The sequence below is a fragment of the Prauserella oleivorans genome, from assembly GCF_042685745.1.
Classification (GTDB): Bacteria; Actinomycetota; Actinomycetes; order Mycobacteriales; family Pseudonocardiaceae; genus Prauserella_A; species Prauserella_A oleivorans.
Map to the genome: position 1 here is coordinate 3,449,364 of NZ_JBHUNT010000001.1, position 18,134 is coordinate 3,467,497.

At 70.8% G+C, this 18,134-nt stretch carries 18 protein-coding genes; 14 read left to right on the forward strand and 4 right to left on the reverse strand.

From position 1 onward, the window contains the following. Positions 1 to 4: 4 nt before the first annotated feature. Positions 5 to 757: a YebC/PmpR family DNA-binding transcriptional regulator gene (locus ACFSZT_RS16900; protein WP_377388908.1), complete on the forward strand. Its 753-nt coding sequence runs from the start codon at positions 5 to 7 to the stop codon at positions 755 to 757. Between the two features lie 15 nt (positions 758 to 772). Here the strand turns inward: ACFSZT_RS16900 and ACFSZT_RS16905 are convergent, their stop codons facing one another. Continuing rightward, entirely contained in the window at positions 773 to 949 is a 177-nt protein-coding gene (locus tag ACFSZT_RS16905; protein ID WP_377388906.1) for a hypothetical protein, read from the reverse strand. A 146-nt stretch (positions 950 to 1,095) separates the two neighbouring features. Between ACFSZT_RS16905 and ACFSZT_RS16910 the strand changes: the two genes are divergently transcribed. The 10 genes from ACFSZT_RS16910 to ACFSZT_RS16955 all read left to right on the forward strand — a co-directional run bounded on the left by ACFSZT_RS16910 (position 1,096) and on the right by ACFSZT_RS16955 (position 11,352). Then, positions 1,096 to 1,620, forward strand: coding sequence for a DUF4262 domain-containing protein (locus ACFSZT_RS16910; RefSeq protein WP_377388904.1), 525 nt, complete (start codon positions 1,096 to 1,098; stop codon positions 1,618 to 1,620). Between the two features lie 117 nt (positions 1,621 to 1,737). After that, the gene (ruvC, locus tag ACFSZT_RS16915; RefSeq protein ID WP_377389053.1) at positions 1,738 to 2,334 is read left to right on the forward strand and encodes a crossover junction endodeoxyribonuclease RuvC; all 597 of its coding nucleotides are present in this window, start codon (positions 1,738 to 1,740) and stop codon (positions 2,332 to 2,334) included. Then, positions 2,334 to 2,933: a Holliday junction branch migration protein RuvA gene (gene ruvA, locus ACFSZT_RS16920; protein WP_377388902.1), complete on the forward strand. Its 600-nt coding sequence runs from the start codon at positions 2,334 to 2,336 to the stop codon at positions 2,931 to 2,933. The genes ruvC and ruvA overlap by 1 nt, the downstream gene beginning before the upstream one ends. A 24-nt stretch (positions 2,934 to 2,957) precedes the next feature. Further along, positions 2,958 to 4,013, forward strand: a complete 1,056-nt coding sequence (gene ruvB / locus ACFSZT_RS16925; RefSeq protein ID WP_377388900.1) for a Holliday junction branch migration DNA helicase RuvB — start codon at positions 2,958 to 2,960, stop codon at positions 4,011 to 4,013. Between the two features lie 127 nt (positions 4,014 to 4,140). Further along, positions 4,141 to 4,539: a preprotein translocase subunit YajC gene (gene yajC, locus ACFSZT_RS16930; RefSeq protein ID WP_377388898.1), complete on the forward strand. Its 399-nt coding sequence runs from the start codon at positions 4,141 to 4,143 to the stop codon at positions 4,537 to 4,539. A 170-nt stretch (positions 4,540 to 4,709) separates the two neighbouring features. Next, on the forward strand, positions 4,710 to 6,311 hold the full coding sequence (secD, locus tag ACFSZT_RS16935) for a protein translocase subunit SecD (RefSeq protein ID WP_377388896.1): 1,602 nt from the start codon (positions 4,710 to 4,712) through the stop codon (positions 6,309 to 6,311). Positions 6,312 to 6,327: 16 nt separating this feature from the next. After that, on the forward strand, positions 6,328 to 7,563 hold the full coding sequence (secF, locus tag ACFSZT_RS16940; RefSeq protein ID WP_377389051.1) for a protein translocase subunit SecF: 1,236 nt from the start codon (positions 6,328 to 6,330) through the stop codon (positions 7,561 to 7,563). Beyond that, positions 7,560 to 8,075 (forward strand): adenine phosphoribosyltransferase, encoded by a 516-nt coding sequence (locus ACFSZT_RS16945; protein WP_377388894.1) that lies wholly within the window; start codon positions 7,560 to 7,562, stop codon positions 8,073 to 8,075. Before secF ends, ACFSZT_RS16945 begins: the two co-directional genes overlap by 4 nt. A gap of 70 nt (positions 8,076 to 8,145) precedes the next feature. Continuing rightward, positions 8,146 to 10,542 (forward strand): RelA/SpoT family protein, encoded by a 2,397-nt coding sequence (locus ACFSZT_RS16950; RefSeq protein WP_377388892.1) that lies wholly within the window; start codon positions 8,146 to 8,148, stop codon positions 10,540 to 10,542. A gap of 30 nt (positions 10,543 to 10,572) precedes the next feature. Continuing rightward, positions 10,573 to 11,352, forward strand: a complete 780-nt coding sequence (locus ACFSZT_RS16955) for an enoyl-CoA hydratase/isomerase family protein (protein ID WP_377388890.1) — start codon at positions 10,573 to 10,575, stop codon at positions 11,350 to 11,352. A gap of 60 nt (positions 11,353 to 11,412) precedes the next feature. On the opposite strand, the gene ACFSZT_RS16960 is transcribed toward ACFSZT_RS16955, so the two are convergent. Continuing rightward, positions 11,413 to 12,267 (reverse strand): peptidylprolyl isomerase, encoded by an 855-nt coding sequence (locus tag ACFSZT_RS16960; RefSeq protein ID WP_377388888.1) that lies wholly within the window; start codon positions 12,265 to 12,267, stop codon positions 11,413 to 11,415. Positions 12,268 to 12,393: 126 nt separating this feature from the next. Between ACFSZT_RS16960 and ACFSZT_RS16965 the strand changes: the two genes are divergently transcribed. Continuing rightward, the gene (locus ACFSZT_RS16965; protein ID WP_377388886.1) at positions 12,394 to 13,071 is read left to right on the forward strand and encodes an MBL fold metallo-hydrolase; all 678 of its coding nucleotides are present in this window, start codon (positions 12,394 to 12,396) and stop codon (positions 13,069 to 13,071) included. Continuing rightward, positions 13,064 to 13,732 carry a hypothetical protein gene (locus tag ACFSZT_RS16970; protein ID WP_377388884.1) on the forward strand — a complete coding sequence of 223 codons (669 nt, stop codon included), beginning with the start codon at positions 13,064 to 13,066 and terminating at the stop codon, positions 13,730 to 13,732. Before ACFSZT_RS16965 ends, ACFSZT_RS16970 begins: the two co-directional genes overlap by 8 nt. Here the strand turns inward: ACFSZT_RS16970 and ACFSZT_RS16975 are convergent. Both ACFSZT_RS16975 and ACFSZT_RS16980 read right to left on the reverse strand, forming a co-directional pair. Further along, the gene (locus ACFSZT_RS16975; RefSeq protein WP_377388882.1) at positions 13,689 to 13,985 is read right to left on the reverse strand and encodes a hypothetical protein; all 297 of its coding nucleotides are present in this window, start codon (positions 13,983 to 13,985) and stop codon (positions 13,689 to 13,691) included. The two genes, ACFSZT_RS16970 and ACFSZT_RS16975, sit on opposite strands and share 44 nt — an antisense overlap. A gap of 96 nt (positions 13,986 to 14,081) precedes the next feature. After that, positions 14,082 to 15,740, reverse strand: coding sequence for a YibE/F family protein (locus tag ACFSZT_RS16980; protein ID WP_377388880.1), 1,659 nt, complete (start codon positions 15,738 to 15,740; stop codon positions 14,082 to 14,084). Between the two features lie 346 nt (positions 15,741 to 16,086). Here ACFSZT_RS16980 and ACFSZT_RS16985 point away from each other — a divergent pair, with 346 nt between their 5' ends. Then, positions 16,087 to 18,024, forward strand: coding sequence for an intein-containing Rv2578c family radical SAM protein (locus tag ACFSZT_RS16985; protein WP_377388878.1), 1,938 nt, complete (start codon positions 16,087 to 16,089; stop codon positions 18,022 to 18,024). Positions 18,025 to 18,134 lie beyond the last annotated feature (110 nt).

The window sequence follows — 18,134 nt, forward strand, 5'->3', positions numbered from 1 at the left end:
AGAGATGAGCGGCCACTCCAAGTGGGCCACCACCAAGCACAAGAAGGCCGCCCTCGACGCCAAGCGTGGCAAGCTGTTCGCGAGACTGATCAAGAACATCGAGGTCGCTGCGCGGACCGGCGGGGGCGACCCGGACGGCAACCCGACGCTCTACGACGCCATCCAGAAGGCGAAGAAGAACTCCGTCCCGCAGGACAACATCGAGCGCGCGCGCAAGCGCGGTGCCGGTGAGGAGGCGGGCGGCGCCGACTGGCAGACGATCTTCTACGAGGGCTACGGGCCCAACGGCGTCGCCGTGCTCATCGAATGCCTCACCGACAACAAGAATCGCGCCGCCTCCGACGTCCGCACCGCGCTGACCCGCAACGGCGGCTCGCTGGCCGACCCGGGCTCGGTGTCGTACCTGTTCAACCGCAAGGGCGTGGTGCTCATGCCCAAGAACGGTCTGTCCGAGGACGACGTGCTCATGGCCGTGCTCGACGCGGGCGCGGAGGAGGTCAACGACCTCGGAGAGAGCTTCGAGATCGTCAGCGAGGCCGGTGACCTCGTCGCGGTGCGCTCGGCGTTGCAGGAGGCCGGTTTCGACTACGAGTCGGCCGAGGCGAACTTCCTGCCGTCGGTCAACGTGCCGCTGGACGTCGAAGGCGCGAAGAAGGTGTTCCGCCTCATCGACGCGCTCGAGGATTGCGACGACGTGCAGAACGTCTACGCGAACTTCGACGTCTCCGACGACATCATGGCCGAGGTCGGCGCCTGAGCGGACGCCCGGCGCTCACTGGCCTGCGCAGGAGGAGCAGCCGCCCGCGAAGACCGTGTACGCGAGGAGCCGCTGGTCCTTCGGCGTGAGCCGCTCGCCGCTCATGAGCTTCATCTCCGCGGCGAGGACCTGGTCCTGCAGATCGGCGCTGGTGCCCTTCGGCGGGGCTGATTTCAGGTCGTGTTCCGACATGGTGACTTCCGCATCTTGTTCGGGGCCGTCGGTCGATGGTAAGAGGTGGCCTCCTGCGGTGTGCCGGCAGTGCGGTCCACGTCACCGCCGGAACATCGCGGGAAACGCCATGGGTTCGTGGGCTTTTGCCGTTGCCGTACGGCACAATGGCCGCCGTGACCCCGGAAACCGTTGCCGAAGACCGAGACCAGGAGCTGCGCGAGTGGATCGTCGAACAGGCCGAGCAAAGGGGTAACGCGGTCATCAACGTCGCGCCCGACGAACACGGTGCGGGGTACGCGTTCACGGTGTGCGCGTGGGCGATGCACGGCGTTCCGGAAGCCGTCGTGGTGGGGCTGCCGGAACAGCTGGCGCCGGTGTTGCTCGACGCCTACGTCGACCGCGCCGCGAACGGGGAACAGTTCGAGTACGGCAAGCTGTACCACGACTTCTTCGACGGCGTGCCGGTGACGTTCGAGAAGGTGGCCACGGCGCACTACCCGGAGTTCTTCGGCAGCGCGTTCGTCGTCTATCCGGATGGCGATTTCCCCGCGGTGCAGATCATCGTCCCGACGCCGGACGGCCACTGGCCGTGGGCTCGCAACGCCCCGGAGGGGTTCGCGTCCTGGCAGCCGGTGCTCACCGTCAGCGGCCGGCCGGAGAGCTGGACCCCCGGCGTCGACGGTCCATAGTGGACCAAGCTGCGTCCACGCCGAGTCTGCGTGGGCGCCCGGCGCGCCTCGGCTGCGGTCGCCGCCGCACCCGGTAGCCTTCTGCTCGAACTGATGTTCGCGAGTCAGGGAGGCCCGTTGCGCGTGCTGGGTGTGGACCCCGGGCTGACCCGGTGCGGCCTCGGCGTCGTGGACGGCGGCCTCGGCCGCACGGTGTCGTGTGTCGCCGTGGATGTCGTGCGCACGCCGGCCGACGCCGAACTCGCCTCCCGGCTGCTGCGGATCTCCGACGCCGTGGAGGAATGGCTCGACACCTACCGGCCCGAGGCCGTGGCGGTGGAGCGGGTGTTCAGCCAGCACAACGTCCGCACGGTGATGGGCACGGCGCAGGCAGGCGGCGTGGTGGCCCTGAGCGCCGCCCGCCGGGGGCTGCCCGTCGTCTTCCACACGCCCAGCGAGGTCAAGGCCGCCGTCACCGGATCCGGCCGGGCCGACAAGGCGCAGGTGACCGGCATGGTCACCCGGCTGCTCAAGCTCGCCGAGAAGCCCAGCCCGGCCGACGCGGCCGACGCGCTCGCGCTGGCGATCTGCCACCTGTGGCGGGAACCGATGCGCGCCCGGCTCGCCGAGGCCGAGGCACAGGCTGCCCGGCTGGCGCGCGCGCACCGGGCGAAACTCGCGGCGGCCGCCAAGGAACGCGCGGCAGTACGCAACAAGACGACGGGAGCACGGTGATGATCTCCTCGGTGCGCGGCGAGGTCCTGTCGGTGGGGCTCGACCACGCCGTGGTGGAAGTGGGCGGGGTCGGCCTCGCCGTCCAGGCCACCCCGGCGACCCTCGCGACCCTGCGCCGCGGCGAGCAGACCCGGCTTCACACCTCCCTCGTCGTCCGGGAGGACTCGCTGACGCTGTTCGGCTTCGCCGACGTCGAGGCCCGTGACCTGTTCGCCCTGCTGCAGACCGTGTCCGGCATCGGGCCGCGGCTCGCGCTCGCCGCCCTGGCCGTCCTTGAACCGGACAAGCTGCGAACCGCGCTCGCCGAGGGCAACATCACCGTCCTCACCCAGGTCCCCGGGATCGGGCGCAAGGGCGCGGAGCGGCTGACCCTGGAACTGCGCGACAAGGTGCTCGCCGCCGAGCCGGCGGGCACGGCGGAGCCGGGTGCGCACGCGTCCGTCGCCGTGCGCACCGAGGTCGTCGAGGCTCTCGTCGGCCTCGGCTTTCCCGCCAAACAGGCCGAGCAGGCCGTCGACAAGGTCGCCGCCGACCATCCGGGCGCCGACACCTCCGGTCTGCTGCGGGCCGCGCTCACCACCCTCGGCCGGAAGCGGTAGCGCACGAGCATGCACGATGACGACATGACCGACTTCGAGCCCGACGGCGCGCCGCTCTCGGCATTCGCGCAGAACGGCGATCGCGAGGTCGAGACGGCGCTGCGGCCCCGCAAGCTCGCCGATTTCGTCGGGCAACCCCGGGTTCGCGAACAGCTGCACCTCGTGCTGGAGAGCGCCCGCAAACGCGGGGTCCCGCCCGATCACGTGCTCCTCTCCGGCCCGCCCGGGCTGGGCAAGACGAGCCTCGCCATGATCATCGCCGCGGAGCTCGACGCGTCCATCCGGATCACGTCGGGGCCCGCGCTCGAACGCGCCGGCGACCTCGCGGCCATGCTGTCCAACCTCGCCGAGGGGGATGTCCTCTTCATCGACGAGATCCACCGGATCGCCCGGCCCGCCGAGGAGATGTTGTATCTGGCGATGGAGGACTTCCGCGTCGACGTGGTGGTCGGCAAGGGACCCGGGGCGACCAGCATCCCGCTGGAGATCGCACCGTTCACGCTCGTCGGGGCCACGACCCGGTCGGGCGCGCTGACCGGCCCGCTGCGGGATCGGTTCGGCTTCACCGGGCAGATGGAGTTCTACAGCCCGGAGGAACTGGAGCAGGTGCTGGCGCGGTCGGCGGCGCTGCTCGACATCGTCGTCGACGACCAGGGCCGGGCCGAGATCGCCCGCCGGTCGCGCGGGACGCCACGCATCGCGAACCGGCTGCTGCGCCGCGTGCGCGATTACGCCGAGGTCCGCGCCGACGGGCGGGCCACGCTGCCGGTGGTGCGCGCCGCGCTCGAGGTCTACGACGTCGACGAACTCGGGCTCGACCGGCTCGACCGCGCCGTGCTGACCGCGCTGGTCCAGTCGTTCGGCGGCGGTCCCGTGGGCGTGTCCACGCTCGCGGTCGCGGTGGGGGAGGAACCGGGTACCGTCGAAGAGGTCTGTGAGCCGTATCTCGTACGCGCGGGTATGCTCGCGCGCACCCCGCGTGGCCGCGTCGCTACCGCGGCGGCGTGGGAGCACCTCGGTTTGCAACCTCCGCCCGAGGTCACAGGGGTTGACGCGGCCGCGCCGACCCTGTTCGACTGAGAACCACGCCGAGGTGGGAGTGCCAGGGGGTGGCTGTCCTGGGCGGCTGTACCTGGCACACTCGACAGAGCACATTCAGACAAACTCGGACGTATCGCCCCAGGCGGCGTCCTCCGAATGGAGAACCATGGAAGGCCTTTTCCTGCCGCTGCTGCTGATGCTCGTCGTCGCGATCCCGCTCATCATGGGCACGCGTAAGCAGAAGCGCATGATGGCCGAGCAGCAGGAGCTGCAGAACAGCCTGGCGCCCGGCGACCGTGTGATGACCACCTCCGGCCTGTACGCGACGGTGGTGGACGCGAGCGACACGAGCACCATCGACCTCGAGATCGCCGAGGGCGTCGTCACGACCTGGCTCCGGCAGGCCGTCCGCGAGCGCATCAACCCGGCCGTCGACGAGGAGCCCGGCGCCGACGAGGAGGGCGACACGACGGCCTCCGCTGACGCCACCCGCTCCGAGGCCGAGGACGGCACCACCTCCACGGGCCCGCAGGTCGCTCCGCCGCTCGAGCACGGTAAGAAGTAGCGCGACCCACACCTGGTCCACGCCGCCGCACTCGCGACGGTGTGGGCCGAACACAGCGTTCACGCAGCGCCGAGTACGGTCTCGGTGCTGCGTGTGTTCGCTGTCCGAGGGCAGTGGGCGTGTGCGCCGGCACCGTCAGCCGCTGAACCAGTTCGAGGAGACCCACCGACGTGGCACCACCGGCCGGGCAGATGCGCCCGGGACGCTACCTGAGCTTCTTCCTTCTCATCGTCGTCGCGCTCTATGCGCTGGTGTTCTTCACCGGTGACCGGCAGCCGACGCCGAAACTGGGGATCGACCTGCAGGGCGGCACCCGGGTGACGTTGACCGCCCGCACGCCCGATGGGCAGGAGCCGTCGCGGGAGCAGCTGCAGCAGGCGCGGCAGATCATCGAGACCCGCGTGAACGGAATCGGTGTCAGCGGTGCCGAGGTGGTGCTCGACGGCAGCAACGTCGTCATCACCGTCCCCGGGGAGCAGGGCGAACAGGCCAAGACACTCGGCCGGACGGCCAAACTCGGCTTCCGCCAGGTCATCAACGCGCAGCCCAACCCGCAGCCGGGCAACCAGCAGGCGCAGCAGCGGCAGGCGGGTCAGGAACCGGAGTCCGAGCAGCAGATCGCGCGGGAGATCCAGACCGCCAAACAGCAGCGGCAGAACGACGCGCTGGTCCCGGCGAACCCGAACGACCAGGCCGCCGTCGCCGCGGCGCAACAGGCCCAGCAGGAAGCCCTCGCCAACCTGACGTGTTCCCGGGACGACCCGCTCGTCGGCAACGACGACCCGCGTAAGCCGCTCGTCACCTGCAACGAGGACGGCACGGAGAAGTACGTGCTCGGACCGGTGTTCCTCGAGGGCACCGAGATCGAGGACGCCACGTCCGGCTACGACAACCAGCAGGGCGGCTGGGTCGTGAACCTGCAGTTCAAGAGCGGCGGCGCCGGTACGTGGGCGGACTTCACCTCGGCCAACATCAACCAGCGGGCCGCGTTCGTGCTCGACACCAAGGTGGTGTCGGCGCCGACCATCAACGAGGCCATCCCCAACGGCCAGACCCGGATCAGCGGCCAGTTCACGCAGGAGGAGGCCAAGAACCTCGCCGACGTGCTCAAGTACGGCTCGCTGCCGCTGTCGTTCGCGTCGTCGGACGCGACCACCGTCTCGGCCACCCTGGGGCTCGCGTCGCTCGAGGCGGGGCTGATCGCGGGTGCGGTCGGCATCGCGCTCGTCTTCGTGTACTGCCTGTTCTATTACCGGATGCTCGGTGTGCTCACGATCCTGTCGCTGGTCCTCTCGGCCGGCATCGTCTACGCGGTCCTGGTGCTGCTCGGGCGCTGGATCGGGTTCACGCTCGACCTCGCCGGTGTCGCCGGGTTCATCGTGGCGATCGGTGTCACCGCCGACTCGTTCGTCGTCTACTTCGAACGGCTCAAGGACGAGATGCGCGAGGGCCGGACGTTCCGGTCCGCCGTGCCGCGCGGCTGGGCGCGGGCGCGCCGTACGATCCTGGCCTCCGATGCGATCATGTTCCTCGCCGCCGGGGTGCTGTACCTCCTCGCGGTCGGCGAGGTGAAGGGCTTCGCGTTCACGCTCGGCATGTCCACCGTGCTGGACCTGATCGTGGTGTTCCTGGTGACGCACCCGCTCGTGGCGCTCGTCGCCAGGTCGAAGCGCTTGTCGAGCCCGAAGCTCTCGGGTCTGGGAGCCGTGCAGCGCATGGGCAGCAGACGGCGGTCGACCGCGCACGTGGGCGCGGCGACGAAGGGGGCGTGACGTGGAGGACAAGAACGTGACGGCCACCGAGAAGGACACCGGCTCCGCCTCGCCGCGGCGGAACTCGGTGTGGAACCGGCTCTATACCGGCACGGGCGCCTTCGACATCGTCGGCCACCGCAAACGCTGGTTCGTGGCCTTCTCGTTGCTGATGCTGGTGTGCGTCGGCTCGATGGTGTTCAAGGGCTTCAACCTCGGCATCGAGTTCGTCGGCGGCACGCAGATCCAGATGCCCGCGCAGGGCGCGCAGGGTCCGATCGACGCCGACCGCGCGAAGGCCGTCGTCTCGCAGGCCAGCGGCCAGCCGGCGTCCGAGGCACAGCAGGTGGGCGCCGGTGACGCGGCGACCATCCAGGTGCGGTCGAGCACGCTGGACGCCGCCGAGGTCAGCCGGGTCAAGCAGGCGCTGTTCGAGCAGCTCCAGCCGCTGGGCTCCGACGGCCAGCCGAGCCGTGCCGTCATCAGCGACAGCGCGGTGAGCGCGTCGTGGGGCGGGGAGATCTCGCAGAAGGCGCTGATCGCGCTCGCCGTCTTCATGGTGCTGGTGACGGTGTTCCTGATCATCTACTTCGAGAAGTGGATGGCGGTGGCGGCGCTCGTCGCCCTGGTGCACGACATCGTCGTCACGGCCGGCGTGTACTCGCTGGTCGGGTTCGAGGTGACTCCGGCGACCGTCATCGGCCTGCTGACGATCCTCGGGTTCTCGCTCTACGACACGGTGGTGGTGTTCGACAAGGTCAAGGAGAACACCCGCGGCCTGCTGAACCTGACCCGCCGCACCTACGCCGAGGCCGCGAACCTCGCGCTGAACCAGACCCTCATGCGGTCGATCAACACCTCGGTGATCGCCCTGCTGCCCGTGCTCGGGTTGCTGGTGATCGGCTACCTGCTGCTCGGTGCGGGCACCCTGCAGGACCTGGCACTGGTACAGATGACCGGCATGCTCGCCGGCGTGCTGTCGTCGGTCCTGCTCGCGACACCGCTGCTGGTGTACCTCAAGATGCGGGACCCGAAGTACCAGCAGCAGGCGGAGCGGGTTCACGCCCGCCGCGAGAACCAGGCACGCAAGGCCGCCGCGCGGGAGTCGGACGACGACTTCGATCCTGCCGACGACGAGGCGCTGGCGACCGAGCTGCGCAAGGAGAAGGCGTACGCGGCCGCCGCGAGCGTTCCGGCCCGCCACCCCAAGGCGCAGCAGCGTCAGCCTCGCCGGAGCGGTGGCAGGCCGACCGGTAAGCGCAAGCGCTCATGAAGATCGACGAGGCACTGGATCTCATCGCGGAGATCCCTGATTTTCCCGAGCCCGGCGTGCTGTTCCGCGACCTGACTCCGGTGTTCGGCGACGCGGCGGCGTTCGCCGCGGTGGTGGACGCGCTGGCCGAGGCGGTCGGCGACGTCGACCAGCTGGCGGCCGTGGAGGCACGCGGTTTCGTGCTGGCGGCCGCGGTCGGCTACGCCAAGGGACTCGGTGTGGCGCTGGTGCGCAAGCCGGGCAAGCTGCCCGCGGTCGCCGGGCGCGTGGACTACACCCTGGAGTACGGCACCGCGACCCTCGAGCTGCCCGTCGGTGCGGTTCGGCCTGGCCAGCGCGTCACCATCGTCGATGACGTGCTGGCCACCGGCGGCACGGTCGCCGCTGCCACGTCGCTGCTGGCCGATGCCGGCGCCGACGTTCGCGGGGTGGCCGTCGTGCTCGAGCTCGCCGCGCTGGAGGGCCGGGCCCAGGTGCCCGGGGTTCCGGTACACGCCCTGCGTACCCTCTGAACAGGATCCGGCGGCGCGGAGGGTTACGCTGGACGTCTGACGAACCGCGCGCGAGGAGCTGGAGGTACGGGTGAGCCAAGAGCTCGATTCCGTCGTGGCAGCCCGGTCGGACGGTGGCGCGCGCGAGGAGCGGGAGGGGAAATCCGGCACCTCCCGGGACATCCAGTCCACCTCGTCCACGCAGGCGGCGCGTCCCGCCTACCCCGGCGCGACCAGGGCGCCGTCCGCGACGAGGCGGGTCCGGGCGAGGCTGGCCCGGCGCATCACCGCCCAGCGGGCCGCCCCTGTGAAGCAGGTGCTGGAGCCGCTCGCCGCGATCCACCGCGAGCTGCACCCGAACGCCGACATGGCGCTGCTGCAGCGGGCGTACGACGTCGCCGAGGCCCTGCACCGCCACCAGCGCCGCAAGTCCGGTGACCCCTACATCACCCACCCGCTCGCCGTGGCCACCATCCTTGCCGAGCTGGGCATGGACACCACGACACTGGTGGCCGCGTTGTTGCACGACACCGTCGAGGACACCGGTTACTCGCTGGAGCAGCTCGGCGCCGACTTCGGCGAGAAGGTCGCGCAGCTGGTCGACGGCGTGACCAAGCTGGACAAGGTCAAGCTCGGCACGGCGGCCGAGGCGGAGACCATCCGCAAGATGGTCATCGCGATGGCGCGGGATCCGCGGGTGCTGGTCATCAAGCTGGCGGACCGGCTGCACAACATGCGCACCATGCGCTTCCTGCCGCCCGAGAAGCAGGCCCGCAAGGCCAAGGAGACGCTCGAGGTCCTCGCCCCGCTGGCGCACCGGCTCGGCATGGCGACGGTCAAGTGGGAGCTGGAGGACCTGGCGTTCGCGATCCTGCAGCCGAAGAAGTACGACGAGATCGTGCGGCTGGTGGCCGATCGCGCGCCGTCGCGGGACACGTACCTGCGCTGGGTGATCGGCGAGCTGACCAAGCAGCTCGACGGATCGCGGATCGCGGCGAAGGTCGAGGGCAGGCCCAAGCACTACTACTCGATCCACCAGAAGATGATCGTGCGTGGCCGCGACCTCGACGACATCCACGACCTGGTGGGCGTGCGCATCATCGTCGACGACGTCCGGGACTGCTACGCCGCCATGGGCGTGGTGCACGCGCTCTGGCAGCCGATGCCCGGCCGGTTCAAGGACTACATCGCGCAGCCGCGGTTCGGCGTGTACCAGTCGCTGCACACCACCGTGATCGGGCCGGACGGCAAGCCGCTCGAGGTGCAGATCCGGACGCACGAGATGCACCGCACCGCGGAGTACGGCATCGCCGCGCACTGGCGGTACAAGGAGACCAAGGGCACCCACAGCGGCAACGCCGTCGACATCGACGAGATGGCGTGGATGCGGCAGCTGCTCGACTGGCAGCGTGAGGCCGCCGACCCGGGTGAGTTCCTCGAGTCGCTGCGCTACGACCTGGCCACCCGCGAGATCTTCGTGTTCACGCCCAAGGGCGACGTCATCACACTGCCGGTGGGCTCGACCCCGGTCGACTTCGCCTACGCCGTGCACACCGAGGTCGGCCACCGCTGCATCGGCGCGCGCGTCAACGGCAGGCTCGTCGCGCTCGAGCGCAAGCTCGAGAACGGTGAGGTCGTCGAGATCTTCACGTCGAAGGCCGAGGGCGCCGGTCCCAGCCGGGACTGGTTGTCGTTCGCGGGGTCGCCGAAGGCGCGCGCGAAGATCCGGCAGTGGTTCGCCAAGGAGCGCCGTGACGAGGCGATCGAGGCGGGCAAGGAGGCCATCACCAAGGAGGTCCGCAAGGTCGGGCTTCCCATCCAGCGCCTCGTGTCGGCCGACTCGATGGCCGCCGTCGCCACGGAACTGCGGCACAACGACATCAGCTCGCTCTACGCCGCGGTCGGGGAGGGCCACACCAGCGCCAAGCACGTGGTGCAGCGGCTCGTCGCGCTTATCGGCGGCGTCGAGGAGGCCGAGGAGGAACTCGCCGAGCGCGCGACGCCGTCCACGGTCACCCGCAGGCGCGGATCCGGCGACGTCGGCGTCATCGTCAAGGGCCAGAGCGACATCTGGGCCAAGCTCGCCCGGTGCTGCACCCCGGTGCCCGGCGACGAGATCCTCGGGTTCGTCACGCGCGGCGGTGGCGTGAGCGTGCACCGCACCGACTGCACCAACGCCGACGACCTGCGCAAACAGCCGGAGCGGCTGGTCGAGGTCGAGTGGGCGCCGTCGGAGTCGTCGGTCTTCCTGGTGGCGATCCAGGTCGAGGCACTCGACCGCCACCGGCTGCTGTCCGACGTCACCAAGGTGCTCGCCGACGAGAAGGTGAACATCCTGTCCGCCTCCGTCACCACCTCGCGTGATCGCGTGGCCGTCAGCCGGTTCACCTTCGAGATGGGCGACCCGAAACACCTCGGCCACGTGCTGAAGGTGGTGCGCAACGTGGAGGGTGTCTACGACGTGTACCGGGTCACGTCGGCGTCCTGACGCCCCACGGCCGTTCTAGGCTGGGCGACCATGACCGACGGGATCGAGTTCGTCCGGGACGGCGACGTCGCCCGGCTGACGTTCACCAGGCCCGAGAAGATGAACGCCATCACCTATGGCATGTGGGCGGCGATCCCAGGCATCGTGGCCGAGATCGAGAAGGACCCGTCGGTGAAGGTCCTGCTCCTCACCGGCGCCGGCCGGCACTTCTCGGCCGGCGCGGACATCAGCGAGTTCCGCGATCTGCGGTCGACGGCCGAGGGCGCGGCGACCTACGACAAGGCCGTCGACGAGGCGGTGCAGGCGCTGGCGTCGATGAGCAAGCCGAGCGTCGCGATGATTCAGGGCAACTGCATCGGCGGCGGCTGCCAGCTCTCGGTCGCCAGTGACTTCCGGTTCGCCGCCGCGGGGGCGCGGTTCGGGATCACGCCGGCCAAGCTCGGCATCGTGTACCACTTCGACTCCACCCGCCGGCTCGTCGAGCTGGTCGGGCCCGCGCACGCACGGTACCTCTTGCTCTCGGGCAACCTGGTGGACGCGCCGCGCGCACGGGAGATGGGTCTGGTCAACGACGTGTTTCCCGCCGAGGAGCTGGAAGCGTCCACAATGGAGTTCGTGCGTACGTTGTGTGCACGCTCGCAGGTCTCCGTGCGCGGGATGAACCGCATCATCGAGAAGATCGTGTCCGGCCAGCGCGTCAGCGACTCCGAAGTGGACGACATCCGAGCCGCCGCGGTGCACGGCGAGGACTACGCCGAGGGGATCGCCGCGTTCCTCGAGCGGCGCGAACCCCGGTTCACCTACCGCTGAGGCCCGTGCTCGTCAGTGCCGGGTTCGAACGGCTCCCTGACGAGCACGGCGCCCCAGGCGTCACGCGCCGACGGTGACGCCCGTGAACCGGACCTCCATGTTGGGCTTGCCGCCACCGGGGCTCGGCTCGAACGAGCCGTCGTCACCGGCGCGTGCGATCTTGTCGAGCACCGTAAGGCCCTCGTCGGAGATCGTGCCGAACACGGTGTAGTCCGGGCTGAGCGGCGCCTCGCCGTAGACCATGAAGAACTGGCTGCCGTTGGTGTCCGGCCCGGAGTTGGCCATCGCGAGGATGCCGCGGCCGTAGGTGAGCTGGTCGAACGTCTCGTCGGCGAAGGTATAGCCCGGACCACCGGAGCCCTGGCCGGTCGGGTCGCCGCACTGCAGCATCTGCAGGCCGGTGGTCCCGAGCCGGTGGCAGGACGTGTCGGTGTAGTAGTCCTGCTCGGCGAGGCTCACGAAGCTGTTCACGGTGCACGGCGCGAGCGACCGGTCGAGCGTGAGCGGGATGTCGCCCGCGGTGGAGTGGAGGGTCAGGTCGACCGTGCCGCTCGACGGGACGTTCTCGCCGTTCGGCGGCTCCACCTGCTTGGCGGCCTCACCGCCCGGCTTGTACTCGCACGAGACCGGATCCGGCAGCGGCTGGGGCCGTTGCGCGGGCTGTACCCGCTGGGTGGGGATGTCGATCTGCTGCGACGACGGGGCCGCGCCCGAGCTGGGACTGGCCTGCTCGGCGGCGTCCCCGTCACCGCTCTGGCTCGTGAGGACCACGATGAGGCCCGCGGCGACCACCACCACGCCCACCGTCACGCCGACGCCGATGATCTTGCGTCGCTTGGCTCGCTCGGCCCTGCGAGCGAGCTGCCGCTCGAGCTTGCGCTTGGCGGCCTCACGGCGCTGCTGGTTGGTCGCCACCTGCCCTCCCGGAGTCTCTCGGTTGTTCACCGCCTGCCGGCTGGCGGCAGTCTATGGGCACTGTCTGTGAGGAACCTGTACAGGGGCCGTTAGGGTGGGGCAGATCCCAAACGCGGAGGTGGATTCGTGCTCGTCGTCGGGTTTCCGGCCGGGGCGTTCCAGGCGAACTGCTACCTGCTGGCGCTCGGTGCGGGGCGCGACTGCGTCGTCGTTGACCCAGGCGAGGCGGCGACCGAACCCCTCGAGCGGGCGTTGCGCGAGCACAGGCTCACCCCCGCGGCAGTGCTGGCCACCCACGGGCACCTGGACCACGTGCAGTCGGCTGCCACGGTCGCCGACGCACACGGGGTGGCCGTGTGGATCAGGCCCGAGGACCGGGTGCTGTTGTCGGATCCGCTGCGCGCCCTGGATTCCCGGTCGGCAGCCGGGCTCGGCGACATCAGTCACGCCCAGCCCCGCGAGGTCCGGGAGCTGGGAGAGGAGCCGCTGACACTCGCCGGACTGCACATCACCGTCGACCACACGCCCGGGCACACGCCGGGCTCCGTGGTGTTCCGTCTCGACAGCGAGGAGGGCGGCCAGGTCGCGCTCACCGGCGACACGTTGTTCGCCGGCTCGATCGGGCGCACCGACCTGCCGGGCGGCGACCCGGCCGACATCGCCCGCTCGCTGCGCACGACACTGATGTCGCTGGCAGACGACACGGTCGTGCTCCCGGGCCACGGCCCGAGCACCACGATCGGGCGGGAGAAGGCCGCGAACCCGTTTCTCGCACAGAGTGTCGTAGGGGGAGAGCATGAGTGAGCCGGAGTCCGCGCGCAGGACGCCAGCGCCCGAACCGGAGCGCATTCCGCTCTACGGCGACAACGCGGCGCTGCGCCGTAAGCGCGGCCTGTCCGGGCTGGTCGGCGTGGTGCTTTTCGCGGCGGCGTTCGGCGGGATCGCCGGGCTCATCGGCGGCCAGGTCGCGGGGCTCGTGGTCGCCGCGCTGGTGGCGTTGCCGTTGCTGTACGTGGTGTCCTACAACGCCCGGCGGCAGGTGTGGCTCGAAGCCCGCACAGTGGTCGTGCGGAACTGGCGCACCCGGCGGATCGAGCTGGTCACCGCCGACCGGCTCGACCTCCTGGTTACCGACGTCCGTGGCACCCGCACCGTGAGCCTGCTCGTGACAGGCGGCGAGCGGCGCACGAGCGTGAAGATCGACCTCGCCATCTACGCCGGAACCGGCGGCCGCGAGCTCGGGATCCTGGCGCTGCGCAAGCTCGCCGACGGGCTCGCCGACAACATCGCGGCCAACGGTCTGGTGTTCTCCGAACTGCTCGTCGCGCAGCTGCGCTCGGAGGCCCGGGGCGATGCGGCCGCCGACCGCCCGCTGTACCGCATCGCGTCGGTGGCGCCTTCGGGCAAGCTCGCGCAGCGGTTCACGATGGAGGCCGTGAGCCGTTTCGTGGCGTCGCTGGAGTGACCGTCGACTCGCCGGCGAGCTGGCGTTCGATGGCGATGAGCTGCGCGCGGACCGCCTCCAGCTGGTAGACGATCTCCGGCAACTCCGCGGCGGCGAACGTGGCGAGGCGTTCCAGCTGCGCGGCCGTCTCCCGGAGGTCTGCGAGCACCGTGGTGAGCCGCGGAAGTGTCGCGAGCGCACCGCACACGGCGCCCGTCGTCCGCCGAACGAGTGCGAGCGTCTGCTGCGCGGGGGTGAGCACTGGACCCAGCATGGCGTCTCCGGGTGATGTGGGGGAGGAGTCGCCGCTGTTCGTACCTCAGTGTCCGGCCTGGTCCGGAGGCGCCCCGGCGCGATGTGGCTGGTGTGGTCAGTGAGTATCGGTGGGGCTGACGTGGCCGGCGTCCTCGCGCACGACGATGAGTGAGGCCAGCAGCGTCGTCACCGGGACCGCGGCCACCACTCCGATGCTGCCCGCCAGCGTCCGGACGATTTCGGAGGCGATCTCCTGCGAGCCGAGGATGGACCCGAGGTCCACACCGGACAGTGACGCGAGCAGCAATACCGGCAACGCCGCTCCCGCGTAGGCCATGACGAGCGTGTTGACCGCCGAGCCGACATGGTCGCGGCCGATCCGCAGGCCCGCGCCGTAGAGACGCCGCCACGACAGGCTGGGGTTCGCGCGGTGCAGTTCCCACACCGCGCTGGTCTGGCTGACGGTGACGTCGTCGAGGACACCCAGCGCGCCGATGACGACTCCGGCCAGCAGCAGCCCTCGCGCGTCGATGCCGTGTCCGAGTGACGCGATGAGATTCGACGTGTCGTCGTCGAGTCCGGTGAGGTCGGCCGCCGCCGAGAAGACAGCCGACAACACGCCGATGAGCGCGAGGCTCACCATCGTGCCGAGCACGGCGACCGACGTCCGGGCGGACAGGCCGTGAGTCAGGTACAGCGCGACGAACATGATCAGCCCGGATCCGGCGATCGCGACCAGCAGGGGACTTTCGCCGCGCAGGATCGCTGGAAGCACGAACAGTGCGAGGACTGCGAAGCTCAGCCCCAGCGCGGCGAGGGCGGCGAGACCGCGCCAGCGGCCGAGTGCGATCACGGCGACGGCGAACAATCCGGCGAGCGCCAGGAGCGGAACGCCGCGCTGGAAGTCCTGCACCTGGTACGAATCCGCGCTGGCCGGGTCGGCGCCGCTGTAGGCGAGGACCACCGCGTCGCCCGCGGCGAAACGGGGTGTGCTGGGTTCGAGCGGCAGGGTCTTGCGGATCGTGCTTCCCTCGGCGGGCCCGTCCGTGAGGGTGACGTCGATCGTGAGGCAGGCCTGATCGTCCGAGGTGGGCCGGCCGACCTGCACCTGACCGGGTGTGAGGCAGGGCCCGGTGGCGGCTGCGGCCACGTCGCCGTGGACCGGCGTGCCCACGGCGTGCTGCCCGCGCACGCCGGATTCCCCCCACGGGTACAGCACCACCACGGCCACCACGGTCGCGAGCGCGAACGGCACCAGCAGGGCGGTCAGCAGCACCCGCACGGGCCGGGACGCCGGCTCGGTGGAACCGTGGCCGTGACCATGGCCGTGACCGGTGAGCCGCGCCTCGCCCGTCGCGGCGCCGGCAGCGGTGGTCGCCTGCCCGGCGGCGGTCCGGCCGGCAGGTGGCGTCCTCGACAGTGATGGGTCGTCGTGTCCCACCGCGGACGCGGTGCTCTCCCGCGTGGCCGGAGACCGGCCGCCGGGGTCGTCGCGGTGTGGCGTGGCTTCCGCGCGCCGCCGGGGTGACCTCCCGCGCTCGGACGCCCGCGAGCCGCCGGCGTGTTCGCCGCGGTCGGACAGTTCCGTGGGCGCACCCGGTTCCGTGCGCACGCCAGGCCGGCGGTCTGTCCGGCGTGCCTGGGACAACGGCGGCCTGCCTTCCGGGTTCTCCCCGGCGTCCCGGCCGGAGGCAGGACCGCCGTCGCTCATGGTGTCGTGTCCGGTGATCTCTCGCCGCCGGGCCCGGCCCCGGTACGGGGCGTCGCCTCCCATAGCTCGGTCTCCCCGGTCGACTGGTCTCGCGTGGCGAGGACCGTCCTCGGGCGGTGGGGAAGGGGTCGGGGACGGCGCGGCCGGGATTCGTCGGATGGGGCCGGTCTCGTCGTCGGAAACGTCGCGAGGCACAGCCACATCCTGACGTCCGACGCCGCGAGGGTCCGCGGCACCCGTCCTCGGGGCCCCGGCGACCCCGTAGGCCGGATCGCGAGCTCCGACCGGGCAGCGCGGACGCGGACCGAGTACCGGACGTCGGTGTGAGTGTGCTGTGTCTCGCGGCGTGACGCCGCTGCTGATCCCCCATGGCTTGACACACCATCGAACATGTGTTCGAATCTCAATCATGAGATGGGATCGTCAGCGAGCCGGGGCGGCCGGTGAACCGGCACTCCTGGGCCTGTCGGGGCTGGTCCGGTCGGTGCGCTCGCCCGAGTTCTCCGGGGTCACGTTCCACGAGGTGCACGCCCGGTCGGTGCTCAACAAGGTGCCCGAGGCCTCACGGGTCCCGTTTCGCTGGACCGTGAATCCCTATCGCGGTTGTTCCCACGCGTGTGCGTACTGCCTCGCCGGGGACACGCCGATCCTGCTCGCCGACGGGCGCACGAAGCCACTCGCCGACCTCCGTGTAGGCGACCGGGTGTACGGCACGAGGCTCGAGAACGGCTACCGGCGGTACGTGCCGGCGCGCGTGCTCGCGCAGTGGACGACGCAGAAGCCCGCGTACCGCATCACGCTCCAGGACGGCACGTGCCTGACCGCCAGCGGCGACCACCGTTTCCTCACCAACCGCGGCTGGAAGTACGTCACCGGAGACCAAGCCGGTGCGGGTCGCAGGCCACACCTCACCACCGGCAACAAGCTCATGGGGGTGGGCCGCTTCGCGGTACCGGCTCCCGAGTCCGCCGGCTACCGGCTCGGGTACCTGGCCGGGCTCGGCGCCGGCCGCGGGGTGCTGGATGCCGAGGCGGCCGCGCGGGCCGACGCGTTCGCGGAGTCGGCCGACGGCGCGCCCTCCGAGGGGGAGACGCTGCCGATCGCGCCGGGAGACGACTGGCTGCGAGGCTTCCTCGCCGGGCTGTTCGACGCCGACGGCAGTCACTCCCGCGGCGTACTCCGCATGCCGGTCGCGAAACCGCAGGTCCTCGAGGCGGCGGTACTCGCACTGAAACGGCACGGCTTCGACCACGCGGTCGAGCGGTCGAACAGGTCCGGACCGTTACGTGTGCTGCGGCTGATCGGCGGGCTCCCGGAGCGGCTGCGGTTCTTCCACACGACCGACCCGGCCGTCACCCGCAAACGCACGATCGACGGCGTGGCGATCAAGTCGGCTGCCCGGCTCGGTGTCGTGTCGATCGAGCCGGTGGGGGAGCAGGAGCTCGTCGACATCACCACCGACACCGGGGACTTCATCGCCGACGGGGTCGTCAGCCACAACTGCTTCGCTCGCAACACGCACACGTATCTCGACTTCGACGCCGGCGAGGACTTCGACAGCCAGGTCGTCGTCAAGGTCAACGCCCCGGAGGTGCTGGCCGCCCAGGTGCGCCGGCGGAGCTGGGCGCGCGAGCACGTCGCGATGGGCACCAACACGGATCCGTACCAGCGGGCCGAGGGCAAGTACGAGCTGATGCCGGGAATCATCAAGGCGCTCGCCGGGTCGGGCACACCGTTCTCGATCCTCACGAAGGGCACCGTCCTCGCGCGCGACCTGCCGTTGCTGCGCGCGGTCGCCGCGGACGTACCGGTGGGTCTGGGCGTCTCGATCGCCCTCCTGGGCCGGGACCTGCAACGCAGACTGGAACCCGGCACGCCCAGCCCGCAGGCGCGGCTCGAACTGGTCCGGAAGGCCCGCGATGCGGGGCTTCCGTGCGGCGTGTTCGTGGCGCCGGTCCTGCCGGGCCTCACCGACTCCGCCGACGCGCTCGACCAGCTGCTCGCGCAGATCCGCGACGCGGGCGCGACCGGGGTGACCGTCATCCCGTTGCACCTGCGGCCGGGCGCGCGGGAATGGTTCGGCCGGTGGCTCTCCTCGCACCACCCCGAACTCGTGCCGCGGTACCGGCAGCTGTACGCGCGGGGCAGCTACGTCGACGTGGGCTACCGGCGGTGGCTGTCCGCCCGGGTCACGCCGTTGCTCCGGCGGCACGGCCTCGATCGCCGGTCCGGCGGTGAGGAGCGCGGCGTGCCCGGCGACGAGGAGGCCGGCTGGCCCGACGGGACGATGCCGGGGCGCCGGGGTGAATCCGTGCCGGCCCAGGGCGACCAACTGACTTTGCTGTGAAGACCTGCGTGACGGCCCGGCGCTCGGGGAAACCTGGTGGCGGCCGGACGACCCCGGTTGGTTAACCTGAGCCGTCGGCGGCATGCCGCCGAGACATCGATGCCAAGACC

What these genes read in the sequence shown, in the direction of transcription:
- ACFSZT_RS16900 (WP_377388908.1), top strand. Translation starts at nt 5, where the DNA reads ATGAGCGGCCACTCCAAGTGGGCCACCACCAAGCACAAGAAGGCCGCC.
- ACFSZT_RS16985 (WP_377388878.1), top strand. Translation starts at nt 16,087, where the DNA reads ATGAGATGGGATCGTCAGCGAGCCGGGGCGGCCGGTGAACCGGCACTC.
- ruvB (WP_377388900.1), top strand. Translation starts at nt 2,958, where the DNA reads ATGACCGACTTCGAGCCCGACGGCGCGCCGCTCTCGGCATTCGCGCAG.
- yajC (WP_377388898.1), top strand. Translation starts at nt 4,141, where the DNA reads ATGGAAGGCCTTTTCCTGCCGCTGCTGCTGATGCTCGTCGTCGCGATC.
- ACFSZT_RS16945 (WP_377388894.1), top strand. Translation starts at nt 7,560, where the DNA reads ATGAAGATCGACGAGGCACTGGATCTCATCGCGGAGATCCCTGATTTT.
- ACFSZT_RS16955 (WP_377388890.1), top strand. Translation starts at nt 10,573, where the DNA reads ATGACCGACGGGATCGAGTTCGTCCGGGACGGCGACGTCGCCCGGCTG.
- ACFSZT_RS16970 (WP_377388884.1), top strand. Translation starts at nt 13,064, where the DNA reads ATGAGTGAGCCGGAGTCCGCGCGCAGGACGCCAGCGCCCGAACCGGAG.
- ACFSZT_RS16980 (WP_377388880.1), bottom strand. Translation starts at nt 15,740, where the DNA reads ATGGGAGGCGACGCCCCGTACCGGGGCCGGGCCCGGCGGCGAGAGATC.
- ACFSZT_RS16975 (WP_377388882.1), bottom strand. Translation starts at nt 13,985, where the DNA reads ATGCTGGGTCCAGTGCTCACCCCCGCGCAGCAGACGCTCGCACTCGTT.
- ruvA (WP_377388902.1), top strand. Translation starts at nt 2,334, where the DNA reads ATGATCTCCTCGGTGCGCGGCGAGGTCCTGTCGGTGGGGCTCGACCAC.
- ACFSZT_RS16910 (WP_377388904.1), top strand. Translation starts at nt 1,096, where the DNA reads ATGGCCGCCGTGACCCCGGAAACCGTTGCCGAAGACCGAGACCAGGAG.
- ACFSZT_RS16905 (WP_377388906.1), bottom strand. Translation starts at nt 949, where the DNA reads ATGTCGGAACACGACCTGAAATCAGCCCCGCCGAAGGGCACCAGCGCC.